The sequence below is a fragment of the Acidimicrobiia bacterium genome, from assembly GCA_035471805.1.
GTDB lineage: Bacteria > Actinomycetota > Acidimicrobiia > Spongiisociales > JAHEDJ01 > JAHEDJ01.
In genome coordinates this window covers 46,937-60,964 of sequence record DATIPS010000055.1, presented here as the reverse complement: position 1 = coordinate 60,964, position 14,028 = coordinate 46,937, and the positions used below count along the sequence as shown (strand labels likewise).

Here is a 14,028-nt window from a genome sequence, read left to right as displayed (position 1 = left end):
CCGGGGACTCCGGCCGGGGACGATTCACTCCGCTACCCTCACAGCAATGGCTCACCCGCTGCTCCCGGAATCGGTGAAGATACTCCCGGGTACCGACGTCGAGGGAGAGTGGGCTCGCTTCGCTCCTTTCGAGGCGATGCATCACCTGCACGACATCTGCAATCCGATGACGCACGAGGCGCTCGAGTCGCTCGTCGACCGTCTGGCTCCCATCGACGGCGAGCGGATGATCGACATCGCCTGCGGACACGGAGAGTTCCTGCTCAAGGCCGCCGAACGGGCTCAGATCGAGGGCGTGGGACTTGATTTGTCGCCATGGGTGCTAACCCGCGCGACCGAACGAACGAAGGGCCGCATGCTGCGTGGCTCGGTCGAATGGTGGCTGGGTGGAGGTGCGTCGCTCGATGACGGGCAGCAGTGGGACGTCGCCGTGAGCCTCGGAGCATCATGGATATGGCATGGATTCAGCGGGACGGTACGGGCACTCGCCACGCGCACGCGACCCGGAGGTCGGATCGCCATCGGCGATCTCCGCGCCAAAGCGGGAATCGACCGGGCAACTCTCGAGTCGGTTATCGGGCCGGAGACATCGATGACCTCAGAGTCCGACCAGATCGAGGCTCTCGAGGCGGCCGGCCTCGAACCGGTCCACTGCTACGTGAGCCCGGATGAGGGTTGGGCTGGATATCACCGGCTCGTGATCGAGTCCGCCGACACGTATGACGGCCCGGAACCCGCCGTCGATGCCAGGAGCATGGCCCGCGAGTGGCAGCGAGAGTTCGAACGGGACCGGCGGGTTCTCGAATGGACTGTGTGGGTGGCGAGGAAGCCGGGTCTCTCGGCCGAGCTGTAGCCCGATCGGCCCAGCTCCCCGGCACAAATACCCGATGAAACCGGCGACAGTTTCCGCCTGCTCTTTCGAGCATGACCGGAGGCAATGGAATACGATACGGCCCCAAGTTGGTTGGGGGGAGTACTCATCCCCGGACGAGAGAGGTTGATATGGAAGCGATTGATCTGGGTCTCTTCATACTTCGGTTGGCGATCGGCGCCGTGATGATTGCCCACGGTTTGAACCACGGACGGAACCTCGACAGCACCGCCACCTGGTTCGAATCCATCGGCTTCCGTCAAGCCAAGATGCAGGCATTCCTAGCAGCAGCCGGGGAGCTGGCAATTGGCACCGGACTCATCTTTGGATTCCTCACGACCTTCGCATCCGCCGGCCTGGTCGCGACGATGGTCGTCGCCGGAGTGTCCAATCACCGCAAGGCGGGTTTCTTCGCATTCAACCGGCCCATCGAGGGATGGGAGTATGTGATGACCCTGGGCGTGGTAGGCCTGACGATGGCGACGATAGGCGCAGGTGAATGGTCGATCGACAACGCCGCCGGCCTCGACTTCTCCGGCTGGCCGGGTTTCATCATCGGTCTGGCCGGTATCGGTGCCGGCATCACCCAGCTGGCAGTCTTCTGGCGGCCTCCGGCCGAAGCTTAGGGCGACAAGTAGGAGTCGACTCGGCGGCGACCCGGCAGGTCCGGGCGCGGGACCATCGACGGCTTCTGGCGGTTGTGTCTCGCCGGCAGCAGTGCACCCGCGCGGGTCGGCCGACTGCTCCTACGCGGTCGCGTTACTGCTCGCCTGCCCCACCTCGGCCTGCGGCTTCGCCGCGGTCATCTGCGCGAAAGCCGCGCCGATGGGCAGCAAGTAGGCCCAGTAGGAAAACACCATGAGCAGCGAAGGTGCCGGCGACCATCCGAACATCGTCTTGGCGAACCGTGCGACCGTGCTCACATCTGGATCGCCGAAGGGAAGCTGATAAAGAGGTTCAACCAGGATCGGCAGGACCGCCGCTTCCTGGAACTCATGGACTCCCTTCGACACGAGGCCGGCGGCGAACAAGATGATGAGGAACCCGGTGACCCGGAAGAAGACGCGCAGGTTGATCCGGCTACCTCCCCGATACATCAGGTATCCGATCCCGATCGCAGTCAACAGGCCGAGGAGACCTCCGAGGAGTTGACTGCCGCTGGCCGATTCGCCGACTGTGGTCGAGATCAGGAAGAGAGCCGACTCGAGCCCCTCTCTCATCACAGCCACGAACGCGACTGCGGCCAGTGCGGCGACTCCACCGACTTCGACTGCGGAAGCGGCCTCGGACTCGAGCTTGCCGCGTAGCTGGCGGGCGTTCTTGCCCATCCAGAAAATCATCCAGGTGAGCAATCCGGCTGCGGCGAAGGCAACGGCACCCTCGGTGAGCTCCTCGGCGCGACCTTCGAGCGCTCCGATGGTGTTGTAGATGACGACGCCGATCAAGAGCGAAAGGAATGCCGCCGAGAGAGTGCCAACCCAAACCCACCGGATTTGAGTACGGGAACCGAGCCTATTGAGGTAAGCGAGCAGGATTGCGACGACAAGAGCCGCCTCAACTCCTTCACGCAACATAACGAGAAACGCAGCCATGGGCGGGGAGTTTACACTATTGCCGTAGTGTCAAGAACGGGCCGGTTTCTCGGCAATACCGTTGATCCCCACGCGCAACAGCATTGCTGAGAATAGACACCCGGTTTCTCCGCAATACTGTTGATCCCCACGCGCAACAGCATTGCTGAGAAAACCCACGATCAGCGATCCTCGACCGTCCAGAGCAGCCAGACCCCCTCACGCTCAACCAGGTAGATGTCCCACTCGAGGTTTTCGATCACCTCGGCGTCGAGCAACACAGCCAACTCTGCCGACACAACCGGGTACCCGCCACGCATGGAGGCCGCCGGCTCATCGAGCACGAACGAATAGGAACCCCCTCCATTCACGATCGTCGACGCCTCGCCGAGCAACTGCGCGAACTGCGGGCCGCCCGGGTCGATCAAACCCTCGACCTCCGCAAGATCACCCGTCGATGCGTACACAGCCCAACCGTCCAAAGCGGCTTGCGCGGCGGCGATCCACAACTCCTCCTCTGAGAGCACCGTGAGGCCGACCCTGCTCACCGTGGCATCCTTGGAATCGATTACTCCGCCGGCAGGAGGGTCGATGAACTGCCATAAACAGATGCCGGCCAGGAAGACGATCAGACCGAAGGCAGATGCAATCCGCCATGCCCCAGCGCCGCCCATCATGGCCCTACGAAGATGGTGTGGCTCGCGCGGTTGAAACAACCCGCACCACCAACGGATCGTCGCCTGCCGAGAGAATCCGGAGAAGTGTCAGCTCCACTTCACGCGTCATCGTCACCTGCACTGTGTCACCAGCGACTGCTACGCCGATCGGAGCCGCCAACTCGCCGGCTACAACGTGTTGGGCCACGACGCTCTCCGCCAAATCGGCAGCCTGGTCGTAGAGCAGGCGGACCTCACCTGCGTTGCGCCAATGATCGACATCAATCGCAGACGCAGCCGCTGCGGCCGCGGAATCCGCCACCACCGCCAGTTCCCGTCTATCCGACATCACTCGCCAGAGATCGACGCTGATGCCACCAAGGAACAACAAGGCGATCGACAGCCCCAGTATCCAGAACGTAATCGATCCACGCTCATTCACGGCGCGAAACTCCTGAAGAGTTCCACCTGCTCGGAGACCCGGGACGACACCGTCGCTTCGCCGAAAGTCCCTATCCCGAGAACGGTCGCCGCCGGAACGCGAACCCGGACTTCGACATCAACGATGGCCCCGCGTTCGAGGGTTGGACAATGGGAGGCCGCCTTGATCACATCAGACGCCGACTCCGGTGCACAGAAGAACACGGACACGTCACCCTGATCGACTCCATGGTTGGAGGCGATCTGCAACACCACCCCGTATGCAGCCCCCTCGTCCGGAGTCGACCCTTGCGACAAGACCAACACACGGGCGGCCTCACCTGCGGCTACACGGGCCAAGGATTGCCTCTCGACCCAGGGCGCGATGGACATCACGAGCACGGCCGTCGGTATCAGCAAGAAACCGACCGCAAGAGCGAACTCGATCGGGGAGGCGCCCCGGTCGTCGATCCGGATCCTCACGGCAGACCCTCTTTCACGGCGGCAGCAGACATGACGAACTCCCAATCGGGAATGACCCAGCCGTCGAATCTGACCGCGGCGTTTGCCACAACCAGGTTTCCTTCCAGACCGCACTCGACCGTGACACCACGACCCATCTCGTCGCCCAGCAAATCGAAGATGAACGAATCGACCGTGGCCTGGCAGTCCGCAGGGACGCCGCCCAATGGCGCAGCGGCCCGAACGCCCTCATCGAGAGCCGCGCGCACCACGCCCCGACCGTATTGGAACACGATCAAGTTGGCGAACGCAACGAACAGCAGAAGGGCAAGACCCGCCGCCAGCACATACTGCGGGGTCGACATGCCGTGCTCAGAGGCACCGTCCACGCCTAAAACTCTCAGCCGTCGAGGATCTTGGTTCGAATCCAGTCGATAACGTCCACGCCGAGCGCCTGGAGTAGGCCCCAGATAACGACCAGGGCGGCAATTGCCAGCGCAGCGTTCCCCAGCAACTCGGCAGTGCTGAGCCCTTCCTCGCGGCGGAGTACGCCCACTCGAGACGGCACGTCCTGCAATAGAACCAACAATCGTCGGATCACTCCCGCTCCTTTCCCTTCCTCGAAAGCATATTCATCACAGATTCCCAAAGATCATGGAAGGAAGGGGAGCGGCAACGAACAACAGCATCACGGGCGCCAGAATCACGATTGTCGGAATCAACATCGCAGCGCGACGCTTTGTCGCCTGCCGCTTCATTGCCTCTCGCCTCCCTTCCCGGACGTCTTCACTGAGGGCAAGCAACGCTTCCCCGAGATCGGCCCCCCGCTCATCGGCGGCGGCCAGGAGAGCGTAAGTTCTGGCCGAGTGCGCCTCCGGCGTCGTTGTTGCGATCCGATTGAACGCCTCAGCAGCCGGCATTCCGCTGCGATGAAGCCTCAGCGCCTCCCCCAGCTCATCGACCACGGCGCCGGTGCCACGAAGCGCCAGTTGGTGAACAGCCTGCACTACTCCGCCCCCGACCCGGATTCGCATGGCAAGAAGCTGATTGATCGTGTAGATCTCGATTCTCATCCGATCGCGTCGTTCCTCAATTGCACGGTCGACCGCGGCGCGCGAGCGGGTCGCACCGACGACAAAACCGAGAACCCCAAGAAGAACCGCCAGCGAAGCGCCCTCTCCAACGACCGATCCGACGATCCCTCCCAGTGCTGAGGCCGCGACAGTGGTGCCCAGCTGCCGGATGCGATATTCCTGAAGGCGGACATCCTCCGGCAGGTCGTTGAACAGTCCGGCCTGTCGCAATTTGAGCGCCATCCCCTCGTCGCCCGTGGCCTCGACGAGCTTGCCGAACCGGCCGGCGAGCGCCACGACCATGGGGCCGAATAGCCGAGCCACGACACCCGCCCCCATGATCGGCCCTGGAACCGCCACGCTCAGAACGTCCGGGCTTCGACCGAGGTTCGTCCTACTGATCACCGTATACGGCCGCACTCGCGGTGCCAGGCGCCGGGCCGGAGGGACCAGCAGCGCAGCAAGAGCCGCAGCGGAAACCCCCGAAAAGATGGAGACCAACAGGTCGATTCCGCCCGATCTCATGATGGGGCCTCACGACCGAGGCTCAGAGAGGAACCTCCCATGACGCGCGGCTCCTCCTGGTCCCGGCTCAGTCTTCTCACGATCAAGATTCCGACCAGGCTCATGGATGCCCCTATCAAGATCACGACTGCCCCACCGGGAGACCGGTAGAAGTCCCGGAACATTCCGGCTCGAGCAGTCAGCGCGACCAGCACAAACCAGGGAAGGGCAAATACGGCCCTGGCGTTGATCTTCTGCTCGAGCGCCTCGGTTCTCATCTCCTCAAGGGCCCAGAGATCGCGGGTGGTCGCTTCGGCCAGATCCTGCAAGATGCGTGAAACGATCGCTCCCCCACGTTCGTATGCAAGGACCAGCACCTCGATCACACGATCAGATGTCGGATCGGCCAACTCCTCCTTGATCACTTCCAGGGCCGGGACCACCCCCAGGTTTCTGGCCAGTAACGGGTATGAGGCAAAAGCTTCTCGGAGTGGCACAGGCCCACGCTGCGATAGGGTCTCCACGGCCTTGGGAAGCGACATGCCCGAGGCAATGGACGCAATCAGATCTCGGATCCCGTCCGGCCATGCTTGTTGTACCTCTGCCAGTCTCTGAGCTCTTCGCCGCGAGAAGTATGCGCGTGGAAGAATCGCAACGACGATTGCCGGCATCAACGCAACGAGTGGCACGCCGGTTATCGGCAGAAACACGAAGAAGGCGATGACGCCCGCGCCCAGCGACGTCACCCAGAACTGCCTTGGGGTCAAGTCGATTCCGGCCTGAATCAGCCACGTCTGTTGATCCGAAACTGCCGGACGACGGTTCCTGTGTATGTCGAATCGAGGTCCCTTCCCGGTGATCACCCCTGCCACCAGAAAGACGAAAAGCCCGGAAAGTAGGGAAGCAAGCAGGGTCACGACGGGTTCGCTCGACCTTCGAGAATCGCCTTGAGGTCGATGCCGTGCGGAAGCGACCTATTGATGATTGCCGTCGTCTGCTCGGACGGAAACACCCCAGTCCACTCGAGAGGTCGACCTATAGATTCACGAACGAATATGGGCTCTACCGAGAAGTCATCCCTCATCGCCGGGATGACAGCCATGATCTCCATCACCTGCCGCCTGAGTCGATCATTACCGGCCTGCGGTAGAGAATCGCGGTCGAGGTGAACGACGAAGTCGATAGACGAGGAGAACACCCTTCGCACGATCGGTTCGGTCACGTTCTCACCGGCCATCAAGGCGGCATTCACGATCGCGTTGAGAGCATCGGGTGCGGAGTTGGCGTGGACCGTACATGCGAAGCCACAGCCGGCATTGACCGCCCTGGTCAACTCGAAAGCTTCCGCTCCTCTCACCTCGCCCACGACTATCCGATCGGGACGCATAGCCAGCACGATCTTCACGAGATCACGAAGTGAGATCTCGCCTCCTCCGTCCAGCGACGGCGGCCGCGCCTCGTAATACGAGCCATGGACGATGGGCACGTGCAACTCGCGCACTTCCTCACAACAGCGGAGACAGTGTGTCGGGGGTGCGGCCGTCATCATGGCGCTCAACAGTGAGGTCTTCCCAGCGCCTGGTGGGCCGGAGATCAGAACCGACAAACCAGTCTGCATGATCGCCCACAGAAACCCGGCGGCGGCTGAAGTAATCGCCCCCAACTCCACCAGTGACGGTAGGGACTCATTCCGCAGCGCATAGCGACGGATCGTCGCGGACAACTGATCGGAGATCGGCGGAATGACGGCGGTCATCCTCGCCGAGTCCGCCAGCACGCGGGCCTGGACGATTGGGCTGGCCGTGTCGAGATGGCGGTCGGTGTCGGCCAGCAGTCGGTTTATAACTTGCCGGTTTTCGGCGTCGGTAGTCGGAACCGCAATCGCTCTCAGCTGTCCCGACCCGTCGATATAGGTGACTCGCGCGCCCTCGATGAATATCTCCTCGACGTCGGGCCGGGCCAGCACATCCGTCAGGGGACCGAAATCCACGATCGACCTGATGACCCGACCGACCATCTCCCCCGGATCATGCAGCGCTCGCTGATCCCCAAGATGAGCTTTGCGCTGGTAGTCGTCGACGACGGAGGCAACGACAAGTTCGACGGCAACTCGATCTCGCTGAGGATCGATCTTCCGGCTCTCGATGACGTCAACGGCCGTCTTCCGAATCAAGTCGTATGCATTCGTCGTCATGGGGTCTGCACCTTCCCGCCGAGGTGGGAGGCCAGCGAAGCAACCGCCTTCGAAAAGGACCCAACAGGCACGGGCTCTCCTGCCCAGGAAGCCTCAAACACCCGGCGGTCGTCGGGAATGAACGACAGCGTCTCCGGTCGGAAACTTCGCGTGAACTCCCTGGTCACCTCCCGCTGCAAGAAACTCGACTTGGTGACCCGGTTGAATACGGAGTGCACCGGGGTCTGGTCCAGGAGCGAGCCGGCATCTGCCAGCCATTCGATCAGGCGAGCGACGCCCACCGGGGACGGCAATCCGACCGCGACGACCTCATCGGCCGCTGCCAGGATCGATCTGGCAAGGCCGTTGCGATCGAGTCCTCCGTGAGGCGACGCATCCTCAATGCGTGAGCCGATGTCCACGATCACCCTGTCTCGGTCATCGGCCAGCTCCTTCACGACCTCGACTACATCACCGGAGCGGAGCTCGATCCAATCGCGCGGGTTGGCCAGGCCGGCGAGGACGTCAACCCTGAAATGGCGCGGAGACACCAACGATCCGAGAAGGCCGTCGCGTCGGTGATGCAACGCGTCCACCGCCGTCCTCAGATTCGGGTGGAGCCCCAACCCCAATCGCTGCGCGATCGATGGAGCGAGATTGTCTCCATCCACGAGGGCCACCGCTTCGCCCCGATATCTCAAAGCACCGGCCAGGGCAACGGCGATCTCAGTGCGTCCGACGCCACCAGCAGGTCCACCCATCACAGTTATGCGTCCGGCAGATTTCACGGGCTCGACCGGCACATCCGACACCTCCGGCGAGGCAGCAGGGTCACGACCAGTTGGTCTGGAACTCGAGTAGATCCGGCCGATCACCCTCAGGAACTCTTCCGGAGAGGCATGCGCGTCCACCACCGCATCGACCCCCAGCGAACGCAAACGCTCTTCACCCTCCCTGAACTCGATACCGTCGTACACGCCCAGCACCGACTTCCCGGTGGCCTGCGCGTGCTGGACGAGCCTGCGAGTCAGGTAAGAAGTGAGATCGTCGATGATAAGAACGTCGAATCGCTCGGAAAGAACGTCCTCGGGCCGCATAACGCGAGTCCTAACCCGGGCACCACCGTGATCCGCGACGAACCGGTGAAGTCGCTCGCCCCATTCCCGGGGGGATACGGCGATCCCGAGCTCAGGTTCCAGCATCGGGCTCGCTGGTTGAAGTCTCATCGCCCAGGTCGTTCGACGGTGGCGGGAAGATCATTTCGATCGGCCTGCTCGCTCCTGTCGACCGAACGATCTCGATCGAACCTCGGTCCATTGCGCCGGCGATGCGAAGGGCGGTCGTGGCGTCGACGGCGACCGTGACGTAGAACTCACCGCTCGACCCTATGCCGGTTGTTGAAGGCGCGGCAACATCAAGCACAGGAGCAGCCACCACAATGTACTCAGCAATGCCGTCCACGACCGCGACAACGTCGACAACGTCGGCATCCGTGATCATTCCCCCGGCGGCATGCACCCTCGCAACCGGAATACTCATCGCCCGCCTCTCCGACGGTGCAGCCGCCGCTACGAAGTCTGAGGCGAGGATCAGCTCACCGTCCGCAATGGAGCGCGCGGCGATCCGGCCCCCCAGCTCGGCCAGGTTCTCAGCCTCGACGAGGGTGACCAACAGATCAGAATCGACCTGCACTTCAACCACGCGAAACGCGTCGGCCGTCGCAACCGTCCCACGACCGAGATCCCTATCGGCGACCGCAACGAGGAAACTCTCATCGCGTGCACGCAGCACCGCGAAGTTCGCCAATACTGCCAGCAGACCCGCGAGCAACATGATGAAATGTCCCGCGGAGAGACGGCCAAGGAGTGAGGTCCGGCGAGTCGACCCTTCGGCCTTCATCTCGGTACCCTCACATCGGAATACCAACAGCAACGGTGGATAGAGATGGATTGGTCCGACCCCGATTTCGACGAGCTCGGTTCCGAGCTGCGCCGACAAGTTGGAGGCGAGTTCCGGCTGGAGGCAGAAGCGGTCGAAGAAGACGCTGCCAAGATGACCTTGCGCCGAAGGACTCTCACCGATATTGCCCTCGAACTCATGAACCGGGGCGATGAAGTCGGCGTAAACGGAGCCGGTTCGTCTTTCAGTGGAGTGATCACACACGCCGCAGGCGATCTGGCCATTCTCGAAACTCCCCACTCTCTCGTCAGTATCAACCTCGCCGGTCCAGTCGCTCTACGAGTACTGCGCCGTGCTCAAGAAGGCGGGCGGGGTCGTGCCAACGCCTCTCAATCGTATCGATCTCGAATGCTCGAACTGGAAATTTCCGGGGAGTTTGTCGAGATCGTTTCATCAGCCACACCGGAACAGCTTCCTGGAAGGATCAAGGTCGTCGGTACCGACCATCTCGTTCTGGAGGATCGAGACCGGACGCAGTGGTTCATCCCCCTCTCTGCAATCGCCTTCACTCTTCAACGCTGACTTCGTCCTCCTCCCGAACATCGGTCGCCGGATGTGCTTTGAGGAACTCGAAGACCTCATCACGGAAGAACTTGAATGCCCGACCACCCGGAAGGCGGTAGGCAGGAATGCGGCCTTCGCGGGCATACATCCGCACCATTTGCACGTTCATTCCGAGCAATTCAGCCACTTGCGCAGCGTCCAGAATCGGCGGATAGTCCTCAGCCACTGACAACTCCTTCGGGTAGTCAACGCTATTCTACAGCATGCAGCATCGATTTGTCGTGGGAGACGAAAGGGAATAATCGCGGAATCATCCGCACGTTTCACCGCCCGGGCCGGGCCTCGGTCGGGAGCCTGTGACCGGGGCGGTCCGGACGGCGGCGATGCCTCCGGGACATCTCTGTGCTATCCGAACAGCTTCAAGCCTTCGACGAGACTCGCCGGCGTGTCGACGCTGAACCAAGAGCGACCGTCTTCGCCCCAGGATCGCCACTCGGACTCGTCGACTATCCGGGCTTTGTCGCGGACTACCTTCCACAGCGGCACTCGGTCGTCGACCGCAGCCGTAATCACGCCGAAGACCTCAGACGTGAAGAGCGCACAGGTGATCTGCAGGACTTCATCTCGCGGGACGGTCGTCTGCTCCATTGCAGCCAGGAATCGAAGCGTTTCGACCCGGACGAACGGTTGGTCAACGGCGACGACGAGCACCGAACGCCCGGCGGCCGCCCGCAAGGCGGTCGCCACCCCGGCCGCGGGCCCCAGTCGACCGGGGTGATCGTCGGGAACACACGGCACACCGGCGAGGACGCCGTGACGTCCGACCACCAGGAGGTCCTCGCAGACGAGGTTGAGGGTACGGGCGACCCGTTCGATCATCGGCTCCCCATCCACCTCGACCAGGGCTTTGTCGGAACCCATCCGGGTCGACGCGCCGCCAGCCAGGATCACGCCCAGAGGACCAACGGACTCATTGGTCGCCGGGAGGCCGTCGGAACTCATGATCAGCCCACCGGATGCAGGTAGTGGTTCGCGATCAGGAGGCTTCCCGGCTGTCGAGGAGGAGGCCTTCCAACGCTATCTTCGCCATCGCGTCGAACCCCCGCTCGCGTTCATCGGAGCTGGTGGATTCCCCGGTCCGGACATGGTCGGACACGGTCAGGATGGTGAGGGCCCTGGCTCGCCGTTCGGCGGCCGCAGCGTAGATGCCGGCAGCTTCCATCTCGACGGCAAGCACACCCATCCGATCCATGATGTCGAACGCGGCGGGGTTGGGGTTGTAGAAGAGGTCGGCTGAGTGGATATTGCCAACCAGGACGGCGACACCTGCCTGCTCGGCAGCCAGAACCGCGGTGCGCGCGAGATTGAAGTCGGCGATGGCGGAATAGTCCCAGCCACCGTAGCGGGCCCGATTGACGACAGAATCGGTCGAAGCTCCCGTGGCGACGATGACGTCCCGCACATTGACGTCCGAGCTGATGCCACCGCAGGATCCGACGCGGACGAGGCGTCGAACACCGTACTGGTCGATGAGTTCGGAGACGTAGATAGAGGAGGACGGAATGCCCATACCGGTTCCCATGACGGATACGGGCATGTCTTTGTAGGTGCCGGTGAACCCGAGCATGTTTCGGACTGCGTTCACCTTCTTGGCGTCCGACAGAAACGTTTCCGCGATGTACTCGGCTCTCAGCGGGTCGCCGGGGAGCAGAATCGCCTCGGCGAAGTCGCCCGGTTGGGCCGCGATATGTGGGGTTGGCACCCTTCCTCCTGGTCGCTTAGGTCGGTAACTTACCCGCCGTCAGCCGGTCCCGTGGTTTCTCGGCAATGCTGTTGATCTCAGGGAGCAACAGTATTGCTGAGAAAACGAACGTTCCTAGCCGGCCAGACGTTCGTTCGTCCGATCCCGCCATTCGAGCCACTTCTGAACCCCACTCAGGTCGAAGTCGGGCCCACCAACCCCGAGCGTTATCTCCTGAACACCCATATCGGCATAGGCGTCGGCCTTGGCGAGATCCTCAACTAGAAGGTGTGGGTGCACGCCCGCGCTGCGCTCGACGGCCTCGGGGTCACGCCCCTCGACCTCACACCACTTGTCGAGAATCGCCATCTTGTGAGCCATGGCTTCCGGATTCTTCGGGAAGAAATGCCACACATCGGCATGCCGGGCGGTCAGCCGAAGCGTGACCTTCTCACCGCCACCGCCGATCAAGACAGGTATCTTGCGAGTCGGCGCCGGGTTGAGCTTCGACCACCGCTCCTCGATTCGGGGAAGCGCCTTACCGAGATCGCGCAGCCGGGACGGGGCGGTTCCGAACTCGTAGCCGTATTCCACATAGTCGCGCTCGAACCAACCCGACCCGATGCCGAAGATCAGCCGGCCCCCGGAGACATGGTCGACGGTGCGCGCCATGTCGGCCAGAAGCTCCGGGTTGCGATAGGAGTTACAGGTGACGAGGGGTCCGATCTGAATGCGCTCCGTCTGCTCGGCCCATGCAGCAAGCATGGTCCAGGCCTCGAAATGCGCGCCGTCCGGTTCACCGTAGAGCGGATAGAAGTGGTCCCAGTTGTATGCGACGTCGACGCCCATTTCCTCCGCCTGAGAAAGCGCTGAGCGGATCGCTTCGTAGGTTCCGTGCTGAGGGTGAATCTGTACGGCTATGCGGACCTGCGACACTGTTTGACCTCCAGGAGTGGGGCGGGCGTTTCTCGGCAATGCTATTGATCTCAGGGAGCAACAGTATTGCTGAGAAAACGAGGGGACTCGCGGACGCCTACTCTTCGTACCCATGGAGCTGCTCACTGCCGAAGAAGCCCGGGTGCTGGGTTGTCTCATCGAGAAGGGACGAACGACGCCCGAGTACTACCCGATGACCGTCAACGCCCTGGTGGCCGCCTGCAACCAGAAGACGAACCGCAACCCGGTCGTCGACTACGACGAGCTCACGGTCGAGCGAACGATCCGATCGCTCGACGACAAAGGGATCGTCGGCCTGACGAGGGCCAGCGGCGGCCGGACGCTCAAGTATCTGCACAAAGCAGAGGACGCCTTGCAGGTCGACTCTGATCAGGTTGCGATCCTGGCGGTGCTTCTCCTGCGCGGGCCGCAGACACCCGGAGAACTCAGATCGCGCACCGAGCGGTATTTCCCGGTCGAGCAGCCCCTCGAGACAATCGAAGTCCTACTCGACGACCTGATGGGAAGAGTCGAACCCCTGGTCGAACGGCTGCCCAGAGAACCCGGCCAGAAGGAGAATCGATTCCGCACACTGATCACCGGCCCTTCAGACGCCGAATCTCCCCAGCACGAGCCGTCCGAACAGACCGACCCGATAATCGACCGGATCGCGACCCTCGAGCGGCAGATACGGGTGCTGGCCGAATCGCTCGGCGTCGATCTCGATGAGCCCGGCGCCTCCGGCCCGGACCCCACCGATGCCTGACCTGCCGCCCGTCCCGGCCGGAGTCATCATCTGGACCGAAGCAAGCCGCTTCGACACGCTGGCGGAGTTCTATGCCGGCACCCTCGGCCTGGAACCGATCACCAGACGACCGGACCACATCGCCTTCGCCGACGCCGGCTTCCGCCTGACGATCGGGGTCCACAGCGAGGTCCGGGGTCGTGCGATCGATCCCCTTCGCGTCATGGTCAACCTGGCAGTTCAGGACATCTTCTCGACCTCCCGGAAACTGCACGACCTGGGCGTCGAGCTCATCCGAACCCCCGAACTCGAGTCGTGGGGCGGATGGATAGCGACGCTGTCCGATCCGGACGGCAACACGGTCCAGCTTCTTCAACTTCCGCAAGAACCCGGCTGACGCCTACACTCCGGAA

20 protein-coding genes are annotated in these 14,028 nt (G+C 62.6%); 5 read left to right on the top strand and 15 right to left on the bottom strand.

Annotated features, from left to right (window positions below; translation table 11 throughout):
- The first annotated feature begins 46 nt into the window (after positions 1-46).
- Together VLT15_11190 and VLT15_11185 are read left to right on the top strand one after the other, a co-directional pair.
- Positions 47-853, top strand: coding sequence for a methyltransferase domain-containing protein (locus tag VLT15_11190; protein HSR45775.1), 807 nt, complete (start codon positions 47-49; stop codon positions 851-853).
- A gap of 149 nt (positions 854-1,002) precedes the next feature.
- On the top strand, positions 1,003-1,497 hold the full coding sequence (locus VLT15_11185) for a DoxX family protein (protein HSR45774.1): 495 nt from the start codon (positions 1,003-1,005) through the stop codon (positions 1,495-1,497).
- 120 nt (positions 1,498-1,617) lie between these two features.
- Here VLT15_11185 and efeU read toward each other — a convergent pair whose 3' ends face one another.
- The 11 genes from efeU to VLT15_11130 all read right to left on the bottom strand — a co-directional run bounded on the left by efeU (position 1,618) and on the right by VLT15_11130 (position 9,629).
- Entirely contained in the window at positions 1,618-2,463 is an 846-nt protein-coding gene (efeU, locus tag VLT15_11180; GenBank protein HSR45773.1) for an iron uptake transporter permease EfeU, read from the bottom strand.
- Between the two features lie 161 nt (positions 2,464-2,624).
- Positions 2,625-3,119 carry a hypothetical protein gene (locus tag VLT15_11175; protein HSR45772.1) on the bottom strand — a complete coding sequence of 165 codons (495 nt, stop codon included), beginning with the start codon at positions 3,117-3,119 and terminating at the stop codon, positions 2,625-2,627.
- A 4-nt stretch (positions 3,120-3,123) separates the two neighbouring features.
- Positions 3,124-3,540 carry a pilus assembly protein TadG-related protein gene (locus VLT15_11170; GenBank protein ID HSR45771.1) on the bottom strand — a complete coding sequence of 139 codons (417 nt, stop codon included), beginning with the start codon at positions 3,538-3,540 and terminating at the stop codon, positions 3,124-3,126.
- Entirely contained in the window at positions 3,537-4,001 is a 465-nt protein-coding gene (locus VLT15_11165) for a hypothetical protein (protein ID HSR45770.1), read from the bottom strand. Before VLT15_11165 ends, VLT15_11170 begins: the two co-directional genes overlap by 4 nt.
- A complete protein-coding gene (locus VLT15_11160) occupies positions 3,998-4,369 on the bottom strand; it encodes a hypothetical protein (GenBank protein ID HSR45769.1) in 372 nt (123 codons plus the stop codon). Before VLT15_11160 ends, VLT15_11165 begins: the two co-directional genes overlap by 4 nt.
- A gap of 11 nt (positions 4,370-4,380) precedes the next feature.
- Positions 4,381-4,581, bottom strand: coding sequence for a hypothetical protein (locus VLT15_11155; protein ID HSR45768.1), 201 nt, complete (start codon positions 4,579-4,581; stop codon positions 4,381-4,383).
- Between the two features lie 34 nt (positions 4,582-4,615).
- Entirely contained in the window at positions 4,616-5,578 is a 963-nt protein-coding gene (locus VLT15_11150; protein HSR45767.1) for a type II secretion system F family protein, read from the bottom strand.
- A complete protein-coding gene (locus tag VLT15_11145) occupies positions 5,575-6,474 on the bottom strand; it encodes a hypothetical protein (GenBank protein HSR45766.1) in 900 nt (299 codons plus the stop codon). The genes VLT15_11150 and VLT15_11145 overlap by 4 nt, the downstream gene beginning before the upstream one ends.
- Entirely contained in the window at positions 6,471-7,751 is a 1,281-nt protein-coding gene (locus VLT15_11140) for an ATPase, T2SS/T4P/T4SS family (protein ID HSR45765.1), read from the bottom strand. Before VLT15_11140 ends, VLT15_11145 begins: the two co-directional genes overlap by 4 nt.
- Positions 7,748-8,827 (bottom strand): hypothetical protein, encoded by a 1,080-nt coding sequence (locus VLT15_11135; protein ID HSR45764.1) that lies wholly within the window; start codon positions 8,825-8,827, stop codon positions 7,748-7,750. Before VLT15_11135 ends, VLT15_11140 begins: the two co-directional genes overlap by 4 nt.
- Before the next feature lie 91 nt (positions 8,828-8,918).
- A complete protein-coding gene (locus VLT15_11130) occupies positions 8,919-9,629 on the bottom strand; it encodes an SAF domain-containing protein (protein ID HSR45763.1) in 711 nt (236 codons plus the stop codon).
- Positions 9,630-9,674: 45 nt separating this feature from the next.
- Here VLT15_11130 and VLT15_11125 point away from each other — a divergent pair, with 45 nt between their 5' ends.
- Positions 9,675-10,211, top strand: coding sequence for a hypothetical protein (locus VLT15_11125; GenBank protein ID HSR45762.1), 537 nt, complete (start codon positions 9,675-9,677; stop codon positions 10,209-10,211).
- Here VLT15_11125 and VLT15_11120 read toward each other — a convergent pair.
- From VLT15_11120 to VLT15_11105, 4 genes are all read right to left on the bottom strand, one after another.
- On the bottom strand, positions 10,195-10,419 hold the full coding sequence (locus VLT15_11120) for a helix-turn-helix domain-containing protein (GenBank protein HSR45761.1): 225 nt from the start codon (positions 10,417-10,419) through the stop codon (positions 10,195-10,197). The two genes, VLT15_11125 and VLT15_11120, sit on opposite strands and share 17 nt — an antisense overlap.
- A 179-nt stretch (positions 10,420-10,598) precedes the next feature.
- Complete coding sequence (locus tag VLT15_11115; GenBank protein HSR45760.1) at positions 10,599-11,195, bottom strand: molybdenum cofactor guanylyltransferase; 597 nt, start codon at positions 11,193-11,195, stop codon at positions 10,599-10,601.
- Between the two features lie 34 nt (positions 11,196-11,229).
- Positions 11,230-11,955, bottom strand: a complete 726-nt coding sequence (gene deoD / locus VLT15_11110; protein ID HSR45759.1) for a purine-nucleoside phosphorylase — start codon at positions 11,953-11,955, stop codon at positions 11,230-11,232.
- Positions 11,956-12,069: 114 nt separating this feature from the next.
- Positions 12,070-12,870 (bottom strand): LLM class F420-dependent oxidoreductase, encoded by an 801-nt coding sequence (locus tag VLT15_11105; protein ID HSR45758.1) that lies wholly within the window; start codon positions 12,868-12,870, stop codon positions 12,070-12,072.
- Between the two features lie 112 nt (positions 12,871-12,982).
- Between VLT15_11105 and VLT15_11100 the strand changes: the two genes are divergently transcribed.
- Both VLT15_11100 and VLT15_11095 read left to right on the top strand, forming a co-directional pair.
- The gene (locus VLT15_11100) at positions 12,983-13,636 is read left to right on the top strand and encodes a YceH family protein (protein ID HSR45757.1); all 654 of its coding nucleotides are present in this window, start codon (positions 12,983-12,985) and stop codon (positions 13,634-13,636) included.
- Complete coding sequence (locus VLT15_11095; GenBank protein ID HSR45756.1) at positions 13,629-14,012, top strand: VOC family protein; 384 nt, start codon at positions 13,629-13,631, stop codon at positions 14,010-14,012. The genes VLT15_11100 and VLT15_11095 overlap by 8 nt, the downstream gene beginning before the upstream one ends.
- Positions 14,013-14,028: the final 16 nt, after the last annotated feature.